Annotated in this window: 19 protein-coding genes; 5 read left to right on the top strand and 14 right to left on the bottom strand. The window is 71.3% G+C overall.

The genetic code is table 11. The features are described from left to right. Window positions 1–165 precede the first annotated feature (165 nt). Together O2L01_RS24880 and O2L01_RS24885 are read right to left on the bottom strand one after the other, a co-directional pair. Window positions 166–894, bottom strand: coding sequence for a PIG-L deacetylase family protein (locus tag O2L01_RS24880; protein WP_270122974.1), 729 nt, complete (start codon window positions 892–894; stop codon window positions 166–168). 21 nt (window positions 895–915) lie between these two features. Further along, the gene (locus tag O2L01_RS24885) at window positions 916–1,386 is read right to left on the bottom strand and encodes a rhodanese-like domain-containing protein (protein ID WP_270122975.1); all 471 of its coding nucleotides are present in this window, start codon (window positions 1,384–1,386) and stop codon (window positions 916–918) included. Window positions 1,387–1,619: 233 nt separating this feature from the next. On the opposite strand from O2L01_RS24885, the gene O2L01_RS24890 reads away from it, so the two are divergent. After that, window positions 1,620–2,456, top strand: a complete 837-nt coding sequence (locus tag O2L01_RS24890; RefSeq protein WP_270122976.1) for an aldo/keto reductase — start codon at window positions 1,620–1,622, stop codon at window positions 2,454–2,456. A 210-nt stretch (window positions 2,457–2,666) separates the two neighbouring features. Here O2L01_RS24890 and O2L01_RS24895 read toward each other — a convergent pair whose 3' ends face one another. Then, window positions 2,667–3,548 carry a sigma-70 family RNA polymerase sigma factor gene (locus O2L01_RS24895; RefSeq protein WP_270122978.1) on the bottom strand — a complete coding sequence of 294 codons (882 nt, stop codon included), beginning with the start codon at window positions 3,546–3,548 and terminating at the stop codon, window positions 2,667–2,669. 180 nt (window positions 3,549–3,728) lie between these two features. On the opposite strand from O2L01_RS24895, the gene O2L01_RS24900 reads away from it, so the two are divergent. After that, the gene (locus O2L01_RS24900) at window positions 3,729–4,199 is read left to right on the top strand and encodes a carboxymuconolactone decarboxylase family protein (RefSeq protein WP_270122979.1); all 471 of its coding nucleotides are present in this window, start codon (window positions 3,729–3,731) and stop codon (window positions 4,197–4,199) included. A gap of 62 nt (window positions 4,200–4,261) precedes the next feature. Here O2L01_RS24900 and O2L01_RS24905 read toward each other — a convergent pair whose 3' ends face one another. From O2L01_RS24905 to O2L01_RS24940, 8 genes are all read right to left on the bottom strand, one after another. After that, the gene (locus O2L01_RS24905) at window positions 4,262–5,512 is read right to left on the bottom strand and encodes an arginine deiminase (RefSeq protein WP_270122980.1); all 1,251 of its coding nucleotides are present in this window, start codon (window positions 5,510–5,512) and stop codon (window positions 4,262–4,264) included. A 26-nt stretch (window positions 5,513–5,538) separates the two neighbouring features. Next, window positions 5,539–6,978: a basic amino acid/polyamine antiporter gene (locus O2L01_RS24910; protein WP_270122981.1), complete on the bottom strand. Its 1,440-nt coding sequence runs from the start codon at window positions 6,976–6,978 to the stop codon at window positions 5,539–5,541. Between the two features lie 131 nt (window positions 6,979–7,109). Next, a complete protein-coding gene (locus O2L01_RS24915) occupies window positions 7,110–7,382 on the bottom strand; it encodes a hypothetical protein (RefSeq protein ID WP_270124760.1) in 273 nt (90 codons plus the stop codon). A 5-nt stretch (window positions 7,383–7,387) separates the two neighbouring features. Next, window positions 7,388–8,935, bottom strand: coding sequence for an ABC transporter ATP-binding protein (locus O2L01_RS24920; RefSeq protein ID WP_270124761.1), 1,548 nt, complete (start codon window positions 8,933–8,935; stop codon window positions 7,388–7,390). After that, complete coding sequence (locus O2L01_RS24925) at window positions 8,932–9,918, bottom strand: ABC transporter permease (protein ID WP_270124762.1); 987 nt, start codon at window positions 9,916–9,918, stop codon at window positions 8,932–8,934. Before O2L01_RS24925 ends, O2L01_RS24920 begins: the two co-directional genes overlap by 4 nt. Beyond that, window positions 9,915–10,856 (bottom strand): ABC transporter permease, encoded by a 942-nt coding sequence (locus O2L01_RS24930; RefSeq protein WP_270124763.1) that lies wholly within the window; start codon window positions 10,854–10,856, stop codon window positions 9,915–9,917. The genes O2L01_RS24925 and O2L01_RS24930 overlap by 4 nt, the downstream gene beginning before the upstream one ends. Continuing rightward, complete coding sequence (locus tag O2L01_RS24935) at window positions 10,856–12,409, bottom strand: ABC transporter substrate-binding protein (protein WP_270124764.1); 1,554 nt, start codon at window positions 12,407–12,409, stop codon at window positions 10,856–10,858. The genes O2L01_RS24930 and O2L01_RS24935 overlap by 1 nt, the downstream gene beginning before the upstream one ends. 23 nt (window positions 12,410–12,432) lie before the next feature. Next, window positions 12,433–13,995: an MDR family MFS transporter gene (locus O2L01_RS24940; RefSeq protein ID WP_270124765.1), complete on the bottom strand. Its 1,563-nt coding sequence runs from the start codon at window positions 13,993–13,995 to the stop codon at window positions 12,433–12,435. 119 nt (window positions 13,996–14,114) lie between these two features. Between O2L01_RS24940 and O2L01_RS24945 the strand changes: the two genes are divergently transcribed. The 3 genes from O2L01_RS24945 to O2L01_RS24955 all read left to right on the top strand — a co-directional run bounded on the left by O2L01_RS24945 (window position 14,115) and on the right by O2L01_RS24955 (window position 15,574). Continuing rightward, the gene (locus O2L01_RS24945; RefSeq protein WP_374727636.1) at window positions 14,115–14,555 is read left to right on the top strand and encodes a helix-turn-helix domain-containing protein; all 441 of its coding nucleotides are present in this window, start codon (window positions 14,115–14,117) and stop codon (window positions 14,553–14,555) included. 34 nt (window positions 14,556–14,589) lie between these two features. Further along, window positions 14,590–15,006 carry a VOC family protein gene (locus tag O2L01_RS24950; RefSeq protein ID WP_270124767.1) on the top strand — a complete coding sequence of 139 codons (417 nt, stop codon included), beginning with the start codon at window positions 14,590–14,592 and terminating at the stop codon, window positions 15,004–15,006. A gap of 112 nt (window positions 15,007–15,118) precedes the next feature. Continuing rightward, window positions 15,119–15,574, top strand: a complete 456-nt coding sequence (locus O2L01_RS24955; protein WP_270124768.1) for a universal stress protein — start codon at window positions 15,119–15,121, stop codon at window positions 15,572–15,574. A 64-nt stretch (window positions 15,575–15,638) separates the two neighbouring features. Here O2L01_RS24955 and O2L01_RS24960 read toward each other — a convergent pair whose 3' ends face one another. From O2L01_RS24960 to O2L01_RS24970, 3 genes are all read right to left on the bottom strand, one after another. Continuing rightward, on the bottom strand, window positions 15,639–17,108 hold the full coding sequence (locus O2L01_RS24960) for a glycoside hydrolase family 43 protein (protein WP_270124769.1): 1,470 nt from the start codon (window positions 17,106–17,108) through the stop codon (window positions 15,639–15,641). A gap of 374 nt (window positions 17,109–17,482) precedes the next feature. Then, window positions 17,483–19,237 carry an ABC transporter ATP-binding protein gene (locus tag O2L01_RS24965; RefSeq protein WP_270124770.1) on the bottom strand — a complete coding sequence of 585 codons (1,755 nt, stop codon included), beginning with the start codon at window positions 19,235–19,237 and terminating at the stop codon, window positions 17,483–17,485. A gap of 245 nt (window positions 19,238–19,482) precedes the next feature. After that, window positions 19,483–20,721 carry a cytochrome P450 gene (locus O2L01_RS24970; RefSeq protein ID WP_270124771.1) on the bottom strand — a complete coding sequence of 413 codons (1,239 nt, stop codon included), beginning with the start codon at window positions 20,719–20,721 and terminating at the stop codon, window positions 19,483–19,485. Window position 20,722: the final 1 nt, after the last annotated feature.

Consider the following 20,722-nt stretch of genomic DNA (forward strand, 5'->3'; position numbering starts at 1 on the left):
CCCCGCTCCGGGAATGTGAAACGGGTGCGATCCCGTAATATCCGGATAAATCCCCCCTAAGGGACCCCTGGCGTAAAAGTACGCCCGAGGTCCGACAGGAAACGCCCGAACGTCCGATCACCACCACGATCACGTCCGGAAATCCAAGACACGCCGAGGCCGCTGTCAGAAATTGATCAGCTCGAAGGTGGTCGCGTACTTCGTTCCGAAGCGTTCGCCGGCGGCCGAGGCGATGCGGGTGAGGAAGCCTCGCACGTACGTCTCCGGGTCCTCGTCGGTGAGCGCCGTGATGTAGGCGTGGTGCTTGAGAAGCGAAGCGACGCCGGTCTCGATCGTGTCGGTCACGTCGACCGCGTGCGTCGACTCCGGCGAGGCCGCGAGCGCGACCCACCGCACCCCGCCCCAAGGTTCGAGCCCCTCCTCGACGAGTTCGGGGAAGATCCACCGGTTGCCCGCGTCGTTGGCGGCGTCGAGCACCGATTCGGCGACGGCGCGGTGGTCGGCGCTGTTCCAGTTCCCGGGCATGAAGTGGTCGCGCCGGTTGAGGGTGATCACGAGTTCGGGCCGGTGCCTGCGGATCGCGGCGGCGATGTCGCGGCGGAGCGCGACTCCGGATTCGATGACGCCGTCGGGGTGGTCCAGGAACTCGACCGAGGTGACGCCGACGACCGCGGCCGAGGCGCGCTGCTCGGCGTCGCGCACCGGCGCGCACTCCTCGGGCGGCAGGGTGTCGATGCCGGCCTCGCCGCGGCTGACCATGACGTACGCGACCTCGCGTCCGCCGCCGGTCCAGCGGGCGACGGCCGCGGCGGCGCCGTATTCCATGTCGTCGGGGTGGGCCACGATGGCCAGCGCCTTCGTCCAGTCCTCGGGCATGGCAAGGAGTTCACTCATGCGTCGATTATCGCTCGCGGTTCAGCAGGCGCAGGAGACGCCGCTCGACGGGGCGGTGAGCGGGTCGGGCTTGCCGCGTTCGACGCCGGCGTCGGTGGCGACCGGGAGGCCTTCGCGCACCCAGTACTCGTAGCCGCCCATCATGTATTTGACCTGGTAGCCGAGTTTCGCGAACTCGACGGCGGCGCGGTAGGCGCCGTTGCAGCCGGGGCCCCAGCAGTAGACGACGACGGGCCGGGCGGGGTCGACGAGCGCGGCGGCGCGGGCGGCGATCTCGTCGGTGGGGAGGTGGAGGGCGCCGGGGACGCGGCCCTGGAACCAGGCGGCGTCGCCGCGGGTGTCGACGAGGGTGAAGCCGAGGTCGTCGTTCTGGCCGGCGGCGTAGACGTCGGAGACGTCGGTGCTGTAGGCCATGAGGCCGGTGAAGTACGCGAGGGCGTCGGCGGGGGCGGCCGGGGGAACGCGCAGGACGGGGTTCGGGTTCGTTTCCATGACGCGAATCTATGTGTCGGTACAAAGATCCGAGCACTTGACACAAAATTGGCCATGATGTGGGAACGACGGGTAGCCGCAGGTGTCTCGCGCCGTTCTCGAGCGCTGTTTTCCGAGCTCTGGTTCTCGGGTACCCGGGCGGTAGCGTAGACCGCGGCGCCCTCACGTCCGCCTTCGCAGACCCCGATACCGCGCCGCCCCCGGCGGCGCCTCCGATGAGAGAGGCTTCCTCCATGGCACCCACAGCACCCACCGTCGAACTCGGCCACGGCGCGGCCATGCCGCAGCTGGGCCTGGGCACGTGGCCGATGGACGACGCCGAGGCCGAACGCGTGGTCGCCGAGGCGATCGGGCTCGGCTACCGGCTGGTCGACACGGCCGAGAACTACCAGAACGAACGCGGCGTCGGCCTGGGGCTCAAGGCTTCCGGCGTGGCCCGCGAGGACCTGTTCGTGACCACGAAGTTCAACAAGGAGTGGCACGGCGTCGACCTGGCCGCCGAGGCCTGCGAGCGCGGGCTCGACCGGCTCGGGCTCGACTACCTCGACCTGCTGCTCATCCACTGGCCGAACCCGCAGCACGGGAAGTACATCGAGGCCTGGGAGGGCCTGGTCGGGCTGCTGGAGTCGGGGCGGGTGAAGGCGATCGGCACGTCGAACTTCAAGCCGACGCACCTGGACCGGATCATAGAGGCCACGGGCGTGATTCCGGACGTGAACCAGATCCAGTTGAGCCCCTTGACGACTCGCCTCGAGGCGCGGGCGTACCACAAGGAGCGGGGGATCGTGACGCAGTCGTGGTCGCCGATCGGCGGCCAGGGCGGCGAGGTCCGCAACGAGCCGAAGGTGCTGCAGTTGGCCGAGAAGTACGGGAAGACGCCCGTGCAGGTGGTCCTGCGCTGGCACCTCGACTCGGGGCTCACGGTGGTCCCGAAGTCGAGCGACCCGGAGCGCTTGGCGCAGAACCTGGACGTGTTCGACTTCGAGCTGGAGCCGGACGACGTGATGTCCCTTGCCGCCCTCGACCAGGGCGAGGCCGCGGCGGCGGACTCGGACCAGTTCGGCCACTAGGCGATTCGTCCCGCCCGCGGGGTCGGGTGTGTCGGTACGCCGCGCCCCCGATGACAAGGGTGGCCGGTGGGTACGACGGTTTCGGCCGGTCCGCTCCCCGGGGTCGGGTGTGTCGCAACGGAACTCCCCCGATCACAAGGGTGGCTCGGGGGTACGACACTTCCGCGAGGTGGCTTGAGCATGCGGCCCACACCGTTCTCGTCTGCTCCCTTACGCGTCGAGCAGGGTGAGTTCCATGCCGCGCACGCGGTCCGGGTCGGTGATGCCTTCCATGGCGATGATCCGGTCCCCTTCGACCGTGAAGACGAGCACGCGCGTCGCCGCGTTCGGCAGGGACGAGATGACGCCGATCTTGCCGTCGGCGAGCACGAGCTGCGCGGCGGAGGCCATGGCCGCGAAGGTCATCGCGCCGCCGGCGATCTGGGCGGCGCCGCGGATGATCTGGCCGACCTCGGCCGCGTCCGTCCGCAGCGTGATCTCGGGGTCGAGCACCGACACGAGCGCCTCGAAGTCGCCGCCGCGGGCGGCCGCGAGGAACGCCTCGACCACCGAGCGCTGCTTCGAGACCTCTTTGCGCTGCGGCACATCGGTCCCCCGCACGCGGGCCCGGGCGCGGCTCGCGAGCTTGCGGGCGGCGGTCGGGGTGCGGTCGACGATCTGGGCGATGTCGTCGAAGGGCACGCCGAACATGTCGTGGAGGACGAACGCGAGCCGCTCGGCGGGGTCGAGCGTCTCCAGGACGACCAGCAGCGCGAGGCTCACCGAGTCGGCGATGACGGCGGCCGACTCCGGGTCGGCCTCCACGTCGGCGGGTCCCGGCAGCGCGGTCGGCTCCGTCCCGTAGTCCGGCATCGGCTGCTCGGCGCGGGACTTGCGGCGCCGCAACTGGTCGAGGCAGACCCGTCCGACGACCGTGGTCAGCCAGCCGCTCAGGTTGTCGATGCGCGCGGTGTCGCTGGCGGCCAGGCGGAACCAGGCCTCCTGCACCGCGTCCTCGGCCTCGCCGGAGGAGCCGAGCATCCGGAACGCCACGGCCTCCAGTCGAGGCCGGTCGGTCTCGAAGCGCTCGGCGAGCCACTGGTCGTCGTTCATGTCGTTCCTCCTTCGGCGGGGCCTGTCGAATCTATGACGCGCGCGGGCGCGCGAACGTGACCGTCCCGCCCCCGCGAGACCGACACTGTGATCCAAGACACTACGCACATTCGACCGGTCACATCATCGCGCCGGGTTCCGTCATCCCCGTGTATCGAACGAATCATGAAGGAGACCGCCATGGAAGCCCGCATCGACTACTACGCCAACCCCATCGCCGCGAAGTTCGCCAAGCACATCAACGCCGCGGGCCTGGCCCTCAAGAAGACCGGCCTCCCCGCCGAGATCCCGAACCTGGTCCTCCTCCGCGCCAGCCAGATCAACGGCTGCGGCGTCTGCACGGACATGCACGCCAAGGACGCCGCCCACGCCGGCGAGACCACCGTCCGCCTCACCATGGTCGCCGCCTGGCGCGACTCCGTGGTCTTCACCGAACCCGAGCGCGCGGCCCTCGCCCTCACCGAGGCGGGCACCCGCCTCGCCGACAGCGCGGGCGTCTCGGACGACGTGTGGGACACCGCCCGCAAGCACTTCGACGACGACCAGCTCTCGGGCCTCGTCTCCCTCATCGCGCTCATCAACGCCTACAACCGGATGAACGCGATCCCCCGCATCCCCGGCGGCAACTACACCCCCGGCGCCTGGAGCTAGACCCGCGAGGAGACCGGAAAAGGGGCGCGGCCGCCGGCCGCGCCCCTACCCCTGTCCCAGGGTCAGAAGTCGACGGGATCGCGGATGATCGGGCAGGTCATGCAGTGCCCGCCGCCCCGTCCGCGTCCGAGTTCGGCGCCCACGATCGGGATGACCTCGATGCCGGCGTCCCGCAGGAGCGTGTTCGTCTGCGTGTTCCGGTCGTACGTCATGACCACGCCCGGCTCGAGCGCGACCGCGTTGTTCCCCGAGTCCCACTGCTGCCGCTCGGAGGCGTACACGTCGCCGCCGGTCGCGATGACGCGCAGGCTCGGCAGGCCCAGCGCCTTCGCCACGACCTCGGTGAACGCCGCCGAATTGTGGTCCTCCAGTTCGAGTCCCGGCGCTCTGTCGCTGGGCCGCAAGGAGAACGTGTGCACCGCGTCCATGATCTTCGGGTACAGCGTGACCACGTCCCGGTCCGCGAACGTGAACACCGTGTCGAGGTGCATGGCCGCCCGCAGCTTCGGCATGCCCGCCACGATCACCCGGTCGGCCGCGCCCTGGTCGAAGAGGGCCTTCGCGACCTGCGTGATCGCCTGCCGGGAGGTGCGCTCGCTCATGCCCATGAGCACCACGCCGTTCCCCACGGGCATGATGTCGCCGCCCTCGAACGTCGCCTGCCCCCACGACTCGTCCGGGTCGCCCCACCACACCTGCGAGCCCTTGAACTCGGGATGGAACGTGTAGACCGCCTTCATCAGCAGCGTCTCGTCATGGCGCGCAGGCCAGTACAGCGGATTGAGGGTCACGCCGCCGTACAGCCAGCACGTGGTGTCCCTGGTGTACAACGTGTTCGGCAGCGGCGGCATCAGGTACTCGCGCGCGCCGGTCGACTCCCGCGCCAGCGCCACGTACCCGGGACGCAGGTCGTTCGGAAGGTCGTATGTGGACAGTCCGCCGATGAGGTGCTCGGCGAGCTCGGCCGGGCCCAGCGACTCCAGGAACTCGCGGGTGGGCTCGATGAGCCCGATCCCGACCTCGTTCGCGGTGATCTTGCGGTCGAGGAGCCACGAGCGGGCCTCCTTGTCCGCCATGGTCTGCGCCAGGAGCTCGTGCAGCTCGACGACCTCCACGCCCCGGTCGCGCATGTTCTCGACGAACTCGGCGTGGTCGCGCTGGGCGTTCTCGACCCACATGACGTCGTCGAACAGCAGCCCCTCCGCGTTCGTCGGCGTGAGGCGCCGATGCGCGAGGCCCGGCGCGCACACCAGGACCTTCCGGAGCCTCCCGACCTCGGAATGGACGCCGTAGGACTGGACGCGGTCGTTCATTGCGGTTCCCCCTAGCTCGATGGCCTTCAGATGGTGATCCAGCCGGCGGCGAGCGCGACGACGCCGAGCACGGCGCCCGCGATCGAGACCGCCAGCAGGGCGGCCTCCCCGGGGCTGAAGACGCGGCGGCCCTGCTCGCGGCGGGCCATGACGAACAGGATCGTGGCGGGGGCGTAGACGATGAAGGACACGAGCACGAACTTCAATCCGGCCGCGAACAGCAGGAACGCCGTGTACAGGGAGGCGAGGACGGCCACAGTGAGCTCGCTCGAGCCGCCGCGCGCCGGCGTCCCGTCCCGGCCGGACGCGACCTTGACGGCGAACAGGGCCGCGAGGAGGAACGGTATGAGCGTCAGGGCGCTGGTGAGGTCGAGCGCGAAGTTGAACGCGTCGTCGGAGAAGTAGGTGACGGCCAGGACGACCTGGCTGAGCGCGGTGCTCAGCGCGAGGGCCGGGACGGGCACGTCCGCCTTCGTGGAGCGGCCGAGGAACCGCGGCATGTCCTTGTCCTGCGCGGCCACGAACAGGACCTCGGCGGCCATGAGCGTCCACGCGAGGTACGCCCCGAGGACCGAGACGATGAGGCCGATCGAGACGAACACCATGCCCCAGGTGCCGACCGCGGCCTCCAGGACCCCGGCCATCGACGGCTGGCGCAGCTCCGCGATCTCGGCCATCGGCATGATCCCGTACGACACGATCGTGACGGACGCGAAGACCGCGAACACCGAGAGGAAACCGGTGATCGTGGCCCGCCCGACGTCCTCGCGGCGCTTCGCGTGCCGCGAGTACACGCTCGCGCCCTCGACGCCGAGGAACACGAACACGGTGGCGAGCATCGTGCCCCTGACCTGGCTGAACAGCGAACCGGCGTAGTCGGCGCCGGCGAAGTTGTCCGCGAAGACGCCGGGGTCGAGGAAGAACAGCGCGAGGATCACGAACACGCCGATGGGGATCAGCTTCGCGACCGTCACGATCCGGTTGATCGCCGCGGCCTCCTTCACGCCCTGCTTGATGAGGAGGAAGAACCCCCACAGGCCCGCGGAGGAGAGCACGATCGCGAGGATCGTGTCCCCTTCGCCGAGCGCGGGGATGAGCGCGCCGGCGGTCGACATGATGAGGACCCAGTAGGTCACGTTGCCGACGCAGGCGCTGGCCCAGTAGCCGAACGCGGAGAAGAAGCCGGGGTACTCGCCGAACCCGGCTTTGGCGTAGGCGTAGACGCCGGCGTCGAGGTCGGGGCGGCGGACCGCGAGGTTCTGGAACACGAACGCGAGCATGAGCATGCCCGTGCCGGCGACGGCCCAGGCGATGAGGGCGCCGGCGACGCCGGTCTCCTGGGCGAAGCGGGAGGGGAGGGAGAAGACGCCGGCGCCGACCATGGAGCCGACCACCATCGAGGTCAGCGTCCAGAACGCGAGTTTGGCGGTGCGCGGGGTCTCGGTCGTGTTCGCGGCATGGGCCATGTGGAGTCCTCGCAGGTCGCGCCGTTGAGGCCCGATGAGGGCACTGGAGTCCTGAATATATCGCCGCAAAGGGGACGCAGGCTCGGATTCGGGGAACGCGGCGGGCGGGGGGGGGCCCGCCCGCCGGTTCGTTACAGCGCGGCCTGGTGGCAGGCGGTCTCGGCCACGCCGAACGGGACGTTCGCGCCGGTGAGCCGGTTGACGCACCTGACGTGCCCGTCCCACTGCTCGCCTTCCGCGCACGCCGCCTCGGCGATCGGTCCGACGCGGATCCCGTTGGCCTTGAGGTGGTCGGTGCAGGCGAGCGCATTGGCCTGCGCGGGTGCCGCGATCGCGAGCGCGGCGCCCGCCGCGAGTGCGAGGGCCGCGAGGCCCTGCACGATCCTGTGGGTCTGTGTCGCCATGCCGTTCATTCCTCTCTTCCGGTCGTACGGCCGCTGGTGAGCGTATGGCGCGCGGGGGCGGGCCGCCGCTCATCGCGCGATTTCGCGGATCGGCTATCCGACAGTTGGTCTTCGGCGGCGCGGCCGTCTGCGATGCGGAGGACGCGGTCGGCGAGGTGTTCGGCGACGGCGGGTTCGTGGGTGATGAGCAGGATCGTCATGCCGCCCTGGCCTTTGAGCGAGGCGAGGAGGTCGAGGACGCCTTTCCTGGCGATGGCGTCGAGGCCGGAGGTGATCTCGTCGCAGACCAGGACCTCGGGTTCGGCGGCGAGCGCCCGGGCGAGTGCGGCGCGCTGGAGCTGGCCGCCGGAGAGCCGGCCGGGGCGGCGCGCGGCGGTCTCGGCGGGGAGGCCGAGGTCGGCGAGGAGGGTCGTTGCCGCGGTGGCGGCGTCGGCTCTCGTGAGGCCGCGGAGGCGGATCGCGGTGCGGGCGACCTGGTCGTGGATGCTGCGGTGCTCGTCGAAGGAGGCGCGGGCGTCTTGGAAGACGTACTGGACGCGGGCGCGTTCGGCCCGGTCGCGGCGGCGGCCGCGCACCGGGAGCGCGGCGCCGTCGAGGCGGAGTTCGCCGGCGGCGGCCGGCTGGAGCCCGGCGACGGTGCGGGCGAGGGTGGTCTTGCCGGAGCCGGAGGCGCCGAGGACGGCGAGGCATTCGCCTTGGCGCGCTTCGAAGTCGACGTCGTCGAGGAGGCGGGTGCGGCGGGCGCCCACGGTGACGGCGAGGCCTCGCCCGGCGATGCGGATCGGGGCCTCCGGATCGCCGGGCGGGGCGGGCCGGGTGGTGCGGGCGGCGAGGAGGCGGCGCGTGTGGTCGTGCCGGGGTTCGGTGAGGACGCGTGGTGCGGGGCCGCGTTCGACGATGCGGCCGGTGTCGAGGACGAGCAGGTCGTCCGCGACGGTCGCGACGAGTCCGAGGTCGTGGCTGAGGAGGACGACGGCCATGCCGCCCGCGGCGGCGAGGCGGAGTTCGGCGGCGATCCTGTCGCGGTTGCCGAGGTCCTGGCCGGTGGTCGGCTCGTCGGCGACGAGGAGCCGCGCCTCGCACAGGAACGCCTGGGCGAGGACGAGCCGCTGCTGCTGGCCGCCGGAGAGCTGGTGCGGGAAGCGGCGCAGGAACGCGGGGTCGTCGAGTCCGGCGCGGCGCATGGCGTCGGCGATCCGCTCGGTGGCCCAGGTGTCATTGGTCTTGGGGCCGTGGGCGTTCGCGATCTCGGTGAGGACGCCGCCGACGCGGCGGACGGGGTTGAGGACGGCGGCCGGGTGCTGCGGGAGGTACGCGGCGGGCACTTCGCCTGGGGCGCAGTGCAGGACGTCGACGCCCGCGACCTCGACCGTGCCGGTCGCCGTCACGCCGGGTTTCACGGCGCCGAGGAGGGCCGAGCCGATCGTGGTCTTGCCGGAGCCCGAGGCGCCGACGACGGCGAGGATCCGGCCGGCGTCCACGGTGAAGTCGATACCGTCGACCAGAGTCTTCCCGGCGGCTTCGGCCCGCAGGCCGGTCACGGTCACGGTCATGCCGGGGCCTTTCGGGTGAGGAGCCGGTCGAACAGCAGGTTCAGGCCGACCGAGAGCGCGACGAGCAGCGCGGCCGGGAGCACGACTCCCCAGGGGGACAGGAAGATCCCGCCGCGGTTGACGTCGACCATCACGGCCCAGTCGCTCGCTTCGGGGCCCGCGCCGACGCCGAGGAAGCTCGCGGCGGCCACGAGGTAGAACGCGCCGACGAGGCGCACCCCGGCGTCCGCGGCGACCGTGGGGAGGAGGGATCTGGCGATGTAGCCGATCGCGGTGCGCCACCAGCTCTCGCCTTGCAGCCACAAGGCTTCGACGGCGGGGCGGCGGGCGGTCTCGAGGGCGGCGGCGCGCACGATCCGGGCGATGTCCGGGAGGTTCACGAGCGCCACGATGAGGACGAGCATCCACGCGGTGGGCGGGGCGATCGCGGCGAGCAGCAGCATGAGGAGGAGCGACGGCAGGGCGAGGAGGAGGTCGAAGGGGCGCATGAGGATCTCGTCGAGCCAGCGGTGGCGGGTCGCGGCGGCGACGAGGCCGATCGGGAGGCCGACGAGGAACGCGAGGCCGGTCGCCGCCGCGGCGGTGACGACGATGCCCCAGCCGCCGTCGAGGATCCCGTCGAGCACGCTCGACCCCAGGTAGTCGGTCCCGGGCCAGGGCGCGGCGGGGTCGAACGGCTGGGTCCGGTCGCCTTCGGCGAGCGGGATGAAGGGCCCGGCGAGGGCGATCCCGAGCGGCAGCGCGAGGAGGGCGAGGATCGCGAAGTGTTCGGCGCGTAGGCGGGTGCGGGTCCGGGTGCTGCGGCCGGTCCGCGTGTCGGGGTCGGTCCGGGAGGATCGGTCGGCGCGATCGGCGCGGGTTGTTCTGCGGCGATCCCGGGGTCGGGTGTGTCGCGATTCGAGCGCCCCCGGTTTCGAGGGTGCCCGAGGGGTACGACATTCGTCGTCGGACGAAGTCCGATGCGAGGATGATTCGGGGTTCATCGGGCGACCTCCAGTCTCGGGGCGAGGCGGAACGCGACCAGGTCGGCCGTCAGGTTCACGAGGACCGTGGTCGCACCGAAGACCACCGCGATGCCTTGCACCACAGGCAGGTCCCGGGCGTTCACCGCGTCCACCAGGGCGGTGCCGAGGCCGGGGATGACGAAGACGCTCTCGACCACGATCACGCCGCCGAGCAGCCAGTCGGCGGTCCGGGCGATCTGCGCGGTCGCCGGGGTGATCGCGTTCGGGAGGGCGTGCGCGAGGACGACCCGGCGCTCCGGAATGCCGACGCGGCGCGCGTGCGCGACGTACTCCGAGTCGAGCGCTTCGATCATCCCGGCGCGCACGAGCCGCGCGATCGAGCAGATCGGCCGCGCCAGCAGGACCAGCAAGGGCAGCACCAGGACCGCGGGCTCGGCCAGGAGCGACGGCACGCCGACGGCCGTCGGCGGCAGCCACGCGAGGCCGATCGCGAAGACGCTCACCAGCAGCACGGCGAGCGCGAACTCGGGCACCGAGTAGAGCCCGACGGTGAACGTCGTGATGACCCGGTCCGGCCAGCGGCCCTGCCGCCGGGCGGCGGCGACGCCGAGACCGATCGACAAGGGCAGCAGCAGGACCAGGGTCGAAACGGCGAGGACGAGCGTCGGCCGGAGGGCGGTGGCGAGGAGGTCGGCGACGGGGCGTCCGGAGACGAGCGAGGCGCCGAAGTCGCCGGTGAGGAGCCCGCCGAGCCAGTCGCGGAGCCGCGCGAGGGCCGGTTCGTCGAGGTGCATCTGCTCGCGGATGCGGGCGATCGCGGCGGGGTCGGGCTGGTCCCCGGCGAGCGCGACGGCCGCGTCGCCGGGGAGCAGTTCGACCAGCGCGAACGCCAGGCACGCGACGGCGAGGACCTGCACCGCGCCGAGGCCGATCCGCTTGGCCGCGTACGCGAGCACTAGTCCATCCACACCTTGTCGAAGCGGGCCCAGTCGAGGGTGTTGGCGGGGGCCTGCTCGACGCCGTGGACGCTCGGGAGGGTGCCGACGATCCAGTCGGCGAAGCCCCACACGAGGTAGCCGCCCTCGTCGTGGAGGCGCTGCTGGATCTGCTGGTACAGCACCTCGCGGTCGGCTTCGTCCGCTGTGGACTGGAGCTGGAGGTACCGCTCGTCGAAGTCGGCGTGGTGCCACTGGGTGACGTTGGTAGGCGAGTCGGTGAGGAGCCGCTGCGAGATGTGGGAGGCGATGGGCATCGCCCCGGAGCGGTAGGAGGCGATCTGGCCTTCCGTGAGCACCTCGGACCAGTAGGTGTCGGCGTTGCGCTCGTTGATCTCGACTTCGATGCCGGCCTCGCGGGCCTGCTCGGCGAAGATCTGGGCGGCCTCGGTGAAGCCGGAGCCGACGTCGGCGGTGTCGAGGGTGATGGTCTGGACGCCGGCGGCGGCGAGGAGGGCCTTGGCGGTCTCGAGGTCGCGTTCGCGCTGGGGGATGTCGGCGGCGTAGTGCTCGAAGCCGAGGCCGAACAGGTCGTTGCCGGTCTGGCCGCGCCCGGAGAGGACGGACTCGACGAGTTCCTCGCGGTCGCAGAGGAGGAACATCGCTTGGCGCACTTGGGGGTCGTCGAAGGGCGCGCGGTCGGTCTTCATGGCGAAGCCGAGCATGTTGGAGCCGGGGGAGGCGACGAGCACGACGGCGTCGTTGCCCTCGTTGGCGCGGGCGGTCGTGGCGGAGAGGTCGTGGGCGTATTCGACCTGGCCGCCGAGGAGGGCGTTGATGCGCGCCGACTCCTCGTCGGCGACGACGATCTGGATCCGGTCGAGCTTCGGCGCGCCGTCCCAGTGGTCGTCGAAGCGTTCGGCGGTGAACTCGCTGCCGGGGGTGAAGGAGACGAATTTGAACGGCCCGGAGCCCACGGGCGAGTCGAACGTGTCGGTCCCTTCGGGGACGATGTAGGCGCCGAAGGCGGCGAGGGCGTTCGGGAACTCGGCGAGCGGGTGGTGCAGGACGAACTCGACGGTCAGGTCGTCGACGGCCTTGCTGGCTTCGAGGTCGATCGGGGCGAGGTCCTGCTTGGCGCGGAAGGTGCCCTCGGGGTCGGCGATGCGCCGGTAGCTGTAGAGGACGTCGGCGGCGCGCACGGGGCCGCCGTCGTGGAAGACGGCTTCGCGGAGCTTCACGGTCCAGACCGTGAGGTCGGCGTCGGGCGTCCAGGATTCGGCGAGGCGCGGCACGGCGTCCATGTCGGTGCCGAGGTCGGCGAGCTTGTCGTACACGGCTTTGGCGCGGGCGGCGTCGGCGAAGAGGTTGACGCGGTGCGGGTCGATCGTCTCGTCCGCGCCGCCGCCGGCGAAGGCCGCGCGGAGGGTGCCGCCGGTCTTGGGTTCGCTTGCGCCGGTTCCGGAGTCGCCGCTGCAGGCGGTGAGCACGGCGCTGGAGGCGCCGACGGCGAGGCTTGCGGCGCTGAGGACGACGCGGCGGCTCATCTGGGGGCTGGTCGACGGGTGAGGCATGTCGGTTCCTTCGTGGTTGCGGTTCAGGCGGTCTGCGCGGCATTGCGCGAGGGGGACGGGTTCGCGGCGTCGGACGCGGAAGGCGCGGGTTGCTCTGGTCCGGAGTCGTACCGCGCGGCGCTCTGATCCGCGGCGTTCCGCGAACCGACGCTGAGCGAAGCGGCACTGTGCGAACCGACGCTCTCCGCGTCGGCGTCGCGCGCGAGGGACAGGTTCGCGGCGTCAGACTCGGCGGGCGCAGCGCATGCCGACCCGGCATCGTTCCGAGCGGCACCCGGTAGATCGCCGGCCAGCGCGTCGGACCGCGGACCGGAGTCGTCTTGCGGCGCATCGCCTTCCGAAGCCGACGCCTGCGACTCGGCGTTCGGCGCTCCCGCCGCGGCTCGCGCCAGCGAGCGCGAGCCGCGCATCGCGGCCACGGCTCCGGCCGAGGCGAGTCCGAGGAGGGCGCAGCAGAGCCAGGAGGCCCAGGCGGCGCGGTCGCCCGCGAGGTCCGCGACGAGCCCGACCGCGCTCGTGCCGAGCGCGGCCACGACTCCCGAGAGGAGGTAGTAGACGCCGAAGTACGTGCCCGTGAGTCCTTGCGGCGCATAGCCGGGGATGAGCTCCATGACGAACGGCTGCGCGACCATGACGCCGATCGACAGCAGCAGCGCGGCGGCCAGCACGGCCGCGAAGTGCGGCCCGGGCGCGCTCGCGGGCACCAGCACCGGCGGCAGGAACGCCGCGCCGATGAGCGCCATGCCCAGCGCGATCGCCGCCGCCCGGCTCAGGTGCCGCTGGCACCAGTCGGTGCTGCGCACCTGCAGGCCGAGCGTCGCCACAGTCGATGCGCCGAACACCGCGGCCGTCGCCCACGCGGTGCCCGTGGCGTCCACCGCGGCCTTCGGCAGCAGCAGGTACAGCTGGTTCTGGAGCGCGAACAGCGCGGCCGTGGCGAGCGTGAACGCCAGGAACCCCTTGTCCGCGAAGGCGTCCCGCCACCCGCCGAGCACCGTCGTCGCGGCTTTCGGCGCGCGGTGCGGCGGCAGCGCGAGCATCTGGGCGACCGCCAGCGCCAAGAACACCAGCGCGGAGACGAGCGCCCCGAGCCGGAAGTCCACGACCACGAGCGCGCTGCCCGCGACCGGCCCGAGGCACATCCCGGTGTTGGCGAACAGGTTGAACAGCGCGAACGCTTCGGCCCGCCGCTCACCGGCCGCTTCGGCGACGTACGCGCGCACCGCCGGGTTGAACAGGGCCCCGGCCACGCCGCTCACGACCGACGCGGCGAGGAGCACCGGCAGGCTCGGTGTGAGTGCGAACAGCCCGAACCCGAAGGCGCGCATGAGGCATCCGGCGATGATGACGCCGCGGGGGCCGAGCCGGTCCGAGGCCGTGCCGCCGATGAGGAACAGGCCCTGCTGGGCGAGGTTCCGCACTCCGAGCACGATCCCGATCGCGGCGAGCGACATCCCGGCGGAGGCTTCGAGGTGCACCGCGAGGTAGGGGATGACCATGTAGAAGCCGAGGTTGACGCCGAGCTGGTTCACCAGGAGCAGCCGCACGGCGAGCGGCTGCGCCGTGAAGGACCGTATGGTGCGCAAGGGACCTCATCGGGGGCGGTGGCGCCGGGGGAGCGCCGGGGGCGATCGGACACGACAAAGATAACGGAACCCGTTTTCATTACTGGAAGCGAAGGTCCGGATGTGACCTGCCCCCGCCCATGCGATCATCGGCATACGCGCACGTGACCTCGGAGGATGCCGTGAAGACCCCAGGCGAAGACCAGAACCGCCGCCTCCTGCGCGCCCGCGACGCCATGGACCGGGACTTCGCCGAACCCCTCGACGTGCCGAGCCTCGCCCGCGTCGCCCTCATGTCCCCCGCGCACTTCAGCCGCCAGTTCCGCGCCGCCTTCGGGGAGACCCCGCACCGCTACCTGCAGCGCCGCCGCATCGAACGCGCCTGCGCGATGCTCCGCGACACCCAGGCCACCGTCACCGAGGTCGCGCTCGCGGTCGGTTTCGACTCGCTCGGCACGTTCAGCCGCACCTTCAACACGATCATCGGCCGCTCCCCCACCCGGTACCGCGCCGACGCCGTCCCGTTCAACGCGCCGAGCTGCTTCGTGCGCTCCTGGACCCGACCGAGCAGTTTCGGATAAGCCCTCCGCCCCGCCGGGCCCATAGGCTGGGGGCATGTTCACAGGAATCAGCATCCACACCGTGTTCGTCCTCGACCAGGAAGAGGCGATCGACTTCTACGTCGGCAAGCTCGGCTTCGAGATCTCCTCGGACGTCGACCTCGGGTTCATGCGCTGGTTGACCGTGGCCCCGCCGAACCAGCCCGACCGGAGCATCCTCCTCGAGGTCCCCGGCCCGCCCTCGCAGAGCGACGAGACCGCGGCCGTCATCCGCGACCTGCTCACCAAGGGCGCGTTGGGCTCGACGATCCTCAACACCGACGACTGCCGCGGGGACTACAAGCGCCTCAAGGACCTCGGCGTCGAGTTCACCGAGGAGCCGACCGAGCAGCCGTACGGCATCGACTGCGCGCTGCGCGACCCGTTCGGCAACCACATCCGGATCACCCAGCCGGGCGGAACGGACGCCTGACGACCGTGCGCGAAACGCCCGGCCGAGGCCGGGCGTTCCGCGTGTCCTGGAGGGTTCGGCCGCTGTTCAGGCGGGTACTCCAGAAGCTCGAAGCGGCTCCCGAGGAGGGGACATGGACGAGCAGTTGGAGCGGCCGGAGCGCCAGGAGCGCATCGTCGTCGGCGTCGACGGCTCCGCGCCCTCGATCAAGGCCCTCGAATGGGCCATTGAGCAGGCACGGCGCACCGGCGCGAAGGTCGAGGCCGTGCAGGCGTGGGAAGTGCCGACGATGTACGGCAGCGGCATGATGGTCCTGCCCGGCGGCGAGGAGTTCGACAATTCCGCCCGGCAGTCGCTCGAAGCGGCGGTCAACAACGCGCTCGGCGGCAGGTTGGACGTCGATATCGAGCCCCACACCGTGGGCGGCCACCCGGCCAAGTCGCTCATCGACATGGCCGAGGGCGCCGACCTCCTCGTCGTCGGCAGCCGAGGGCACGGCGGATTCGTCGGCGCTTTGATCGGCTCGGTCAGCCACTACTGCGTCAGCCACGCGACCTGCCCGGTCGTCATCGTCCGCGACACGGACTAAGGCAGACGGCGGCACCGCTCGCGCGCCCGGGCGTGAGCGGCGCATTCGCTTGGGCCGCAGGCGGTTACCGCGTCGGGGCGTACCGGAACGCCTGCACGCGCGAGGAGCCCCCGACCGCGCCCAGCCCCAGCATCCGGCCGGTGAAGCCGGTCGCGACCTCGGTCGAGAGGTAGCGGCCGTCGAGCCGGCCGAGTTCCGTGAACTCATCGCCCGTCTTGACGGAGAGCACGATGTCGTCCGGGCCGTAGCCGGTCATGTCCTCCGCCTCCGGCTCGACCGCTTCGATCCGCAGCACGACCGGGCCCTGCGGTGCGGGGGCCGAACCGAGGAGCGCCGTCGCGGCGCCCAAGCGGGCCTCCGCCCGGATCTCGCCGTTCTCGCAGGTGAGGCCGTACCAGTGGCGCTTGTCGAGCCACAGCAGGAACCGGCCGGCGTCCTCGAACTCGGCTTCGGCGCTCCAGCGCAGGTCCTTCACGCGGGTGCAGAGGAGCCCGGGGGAGCCGTCGGCCGGGTCGCGCAGGTCGAGGCCCTTGCCGGTGCGGGTCGCGACCGCGTCCGGTTCGCTCGAGGCCGCGACCCAGCGCAGATCCCAAGCGTCCGAGGTGAAGTCGTCGGTGAACGTGGTGTCGTCCGGGGTGAACTCGTACCGGCCCGCGTCGAACACGGGCCAGCCGTCGACCCAGTCGACGCCGGCGAGGAACGTCTCGCGGCCGAGCACGTGGAACTGCGGCGTGAACCCGCGGGGACGCACCGCCAGGTAGACGGCGGCCCACTCGCCCGCAGCGGTCTCGACGAGGTCGGCGTGCCCGGTGTTCTGGACCGGCAGCGCCGTCGAACGGTGGGAGAAGACCGGGTTCGACGGGCAGGCCTCCCAGGGCCCCTCGGGGCGCTCCGCGCGCGCGAACGTGACGGAGTGGCCGCGTTCGGTCCCGCCCTCGGCGAGCATCAGGTACCAGTAGTCGCCGATGCGATGCATATGGGGCGCTTCGCAGGCGGCGAGTCCCGTGCCCTGCCACACCCGGTACGGCTCGGACCGCAGTTCGCCGGTGTCGGGGTCGATGCGGGCCTGGAGGATGCCCTCGAGCCCGCTCTCGGTGCGGCCGGTCCAGGTCAGGTAGCACTCGCCGTCGTCGCCCCAGCAGAGGTCGGGGTCGATGCCCATCGCCTCGCGCACGAAGACCGGTTCGCTCCAGTCGCCGGCCGGGTCCTCGGCGGAGACGATGAGCTGGCCGCGGGAGTCGTAGACGTTCGTGGTGATGTAGTAGAACCGGCCGCCGTGGTGGCGCAGGGTGGGGCCGTAGATCCCGCCGGAGGCGTTGCCGCCGCCGGGCACGAACTGGCTGCGGCGGTCGAGGATATTGCCGATCTGCTTCCAGTGCACGAGGTCCCGGCTGTGGAAGATCGGGGCGCCGGGGAAGTACTCGAAGCTCGAGTGGGCGAGGTAGTAGTCCTCGCCGACGCGGCAGATCGACGGGTCCGGGTGGAAGCCCGAGACGATCGGGTGCTCGGCCCCGGACACGGCAGTGCGGCTCACGGTGTTCCCCTCTACGGCATGGAAGCCCCAGATTAAGTTGTGTCGCCAAACTTTGTCAACCGACTACGAAGCCCTCGACGACATCGGCCGGAGGCGGCCTCCGAGCGGATCCCGGAAGCCGCACCTCGCGCGGCACTCGGTGAGGGCCACCAGGAGTCCGCTTCGGGCCGCCTCCGGCCGATCGCTTGCAGCAGCCCGCTCGCAGGCGAGCCAGGCTCACGTCCTGTGCGAATTCAAGCAGTGTCGCACCCCTGTGAAAGGGTGGTCTTTTTCATCGGTAGTGGTGCAGGTGGGAACGGGTGGGTAACCGGGGCCGCCCGTACGCGCGGGCGACGGCCCGCGCCGCGCCGCGCGGCCGCCCCGGCCACCGCCGCTCAAACAGCCGCGTGCTGCGCGCCCCACGACCGCGCGTACCGGCCCGAGCGCTCCAACAGCTCCTCGTGCGTGCCCTGCTCGGTCACACGCCCGTGCTCGAGCACCACGATCACGTCCGCGCGCTGGATCGTGCTCAGCCGGTGCGCGACCACGAGGGTCGTGCGCCCGCGCATGAGCGTCTCGAGCGCGCCCTGGATGTGCCGCTCCGACTCCGAGTCGAGCGCGCTCGTCGCCTCGTCCAGGAACAGGATCCGCGGGTCGCGGATGAGCGCCCGCGCGATCGAGAGCCGCTGGCGCTGCCCGCCCGAGAGCCGCGCGCCGCGCTCGCCCACGACCGTGTCCCACCCGTCCTGCAGCGCCTCGACGAAGTCGAGCGCGTTCGCGTCGCGCAGCGCCTGCCGCACCTGCTCGTCGTCGATCGGCCCGAGGCCGTACGTGATGTTGTCCCGCACCGACCCCTCGAACAGCACCGAGTCCTGCGGCACCACGGACACGTGCCGGCGCACCGAGCGCATGTCCAGCGCCTCCATGTCCGCGCCGTCGAGCAGCACGGTCCCGCCGGCCGGGCGGATCAGGCCGAGCACGGTGTTCATCATCGTCGACTTGCCCGAGCCCGAAGGCCCCACGAGCGCAACGGTCTTGCCCGCCTCGATCTCGAGGTCCACCGCGTCCAGCGCGGGCGCGCCGCCGTCCGGGTACTTCACCGTGACCCCGCGAAGCTCGATCCGGCCCTCCACACTGTCCACAGTGGGCTTGCCTTCGTTGTACTCGACGTCCGGGTCCTGCAGGACCTCCGCGATCGACCGCACCGACTCCGTGCCGCGCGCCGTGATCGGCACGAGGTTCAGCACCGATCCGACCGAGCCGGTGAGCATCGAGAAGTAGGTTCCGAGCACCACGACCTGCCCGGCCGTGATCGGCGCCCAGTCCATGACGGCCACGGTCGCCGCCAGCAGCAGGCACCCGACGGACAGGAGCTGCATGGTCACCCAGCTCGCCGCGCCGAACCGCCCGTTGACCACGTCGAGCCGCAGCCCGCGGTGCCGCACTTCTTCGGCGACCTGCGAGACCCGTTCGGCCGCAACGTGCTCGAGCCCGTGCGCGCGCGTGATCGGCATGAGCGCGGCCATCTCGCCGACCCGCGACGAGAAGACCTCCATCTCCTTGCGGAACTCCTGGTTGCGCTCCTGCGTGCGCCGCCGCGTGAACCACCAGACGCCGAAGCCGCACGGCAGGGACAGCGCGAACACCGGCAGGAACTGCGGCACCGTCAGCGCGGTCATGGTGATCGCGCCCGCGAACACGAACACGGCCGAGAGCAGCGGCCCGCCGGACTGGGCGAACATCATCTCGATGTTCTCGACGTCGCGCACGACCTTCGACTGGATGATCGACGCGTTCGACCGGGAGTGGAACCCGATCGACAGCAGCTGGAGCCGCGCGGCGAGCGCGTTCCGGAAGTCCGCGCCGAGCGAGCGCACCGCGCCCATGTAGAACCGGGTGAACCAGACGTGCGTGAACGCGTTCTGCAGCACAAGTACCGTGGCGCCGATGGCGAGCCACCCGAGCGTGGACACGGGCCCGCCGCGCACCACGGCGTCGACGGCCGCGCCCGTGATCACGGGCAGCAGCCAGCTGGGGCTGTCTTTGAGGATGAAGATGAACATGGCGGCGACGAGCCGGCCCCGGTGGGGCCGAAGGGATCGCGCGACCGACTTGAGCGGGTGCCGACCGTCGAGGACGGGAGTCTCCATGGGGCGTAAGCCTCGTATTCGATTTGGAGGGTCTGGTTGGGCGGCAACGGGGTTCGGATGGGATCGAGCACCCGCCGCCACATGGTCCCCCGCAACGCACCGTCCGCGCGAGGTCACCGCCCCCGACCATAACCCCGGCGTCCGCGAACCGCCTCCGCTTTTGGTCGCACGCCACAGCGCCGCCAGAACCGGGCCGCCGACGACAGGGCCGCCGCCGCGACGAGCGGCGGCGGCCCTCCCCCGTTCTACCAGGTCACGGGCAGTTCATAGACCCCGTAGACCGAGGCGTCGTGCTTGAACGGCACGTCCGCGATGTCGCCCGCGAGCGCGAGCGTCGGGATCCGCTTGTACAGCGTCCCGTACACGACCTGCAGTTCCATCCGCGCGAGCGACTGCCCGAGGCACTGGTGCACCCCGAACCCGAACGCCACATGGTTGCGCGCCTCACGCGTGAGGTCGAGCCGGTCCGGTTCGGCGAACACGCGCGGGTCGCGGTTCCCGATGTCGTTGGCCATGATGAGGCCCTCGCCGGCGCGCACCGTGGTGCCGCCGATCTCCATGTCCTCCAAGGCGACCCGCCGCCGCCCGCTGTGCGTGATGTGCAGGAACCGCAGCAGTTCCTCCACGGCGCGCGCGATGAGCTTCGGGTCGTCCGTCTCCTGCAGCAGCTTGAGCTGATCAGGGTGTTCGAGCAGGGCGAGCGTGCCGAGCGCGATCATGTTCGCGGTGGTCTCGTGCCCGGCGATGAGCAGCAGCATCCCGATCTGCGCGGCGTCGATGACGCTGATCTCGCCGTTCTCGATGCGCGGCAAGAGCCCCGAGAGGAGGTCCTCCCCGGGCGACTGCGTCTTCTCGCCCATGAGCTTCGCGAGGTAGCCGACGAGCGCGCCCATCGCGCCGCGCCGCTGCGCGTCGGTCGTGAAGCGGTTGATGATGATCTTGCTCTGCTCCTGGAAGAACTCGTGGTCGCCGTACGGCACGCCGAGCAGCTCGGAGATCACGAGCGACGGTACGGGCAGCGCGAACGCCTCCACCAGGTCGACGGGTTTCGGCCCGGCCAGCATCTCGTCGAGCAGGTCGTCCACGATCTTCTGCACGGCCGGGCGCATCGCCTCGATGCGCTTCACCATGAAGGGCGCGGTCACCATGCGCCGCAACCGGGCGTGCTCGGGGTCGTCCATGAGGATGAACCCGATGCCCGGCCCGTCCTCCGCTTCGGCGGGCGGGGCCTCCTCGGTCTCGTACCGGTCGCCTTCGCGCCCGATCGGGTAGCCGGGCCGGGTCGCGTCGGACGAGACGCGCGGGTCGGCGAGCACGGCCTTCTGGTCGGCGTAGCCGGTGACGAGCCACGGCGTGGTCCCGTCGGCGAGCCGCACCCGCGTGATCGGCGTTTCGGCTTGCAGCGCTTGCAGTTCTGGCGGCGGGTTGAACGGGCACTGGGCGGCCCGCTCCATCGGGTAGGCGGGAATGTCGGTGTCGGTCATG

Origin of the sequence: Glycomyces lechevalierae (genome assembly GCF_027622945.1) — a bacterium.
Taxonomy (GTDB): Bacteria; Actinomycetota; Actinomycetes; order Mycobacteriales; family Micromonosporaceae; genus Glycomyces; species Glycomyces rutgersensis.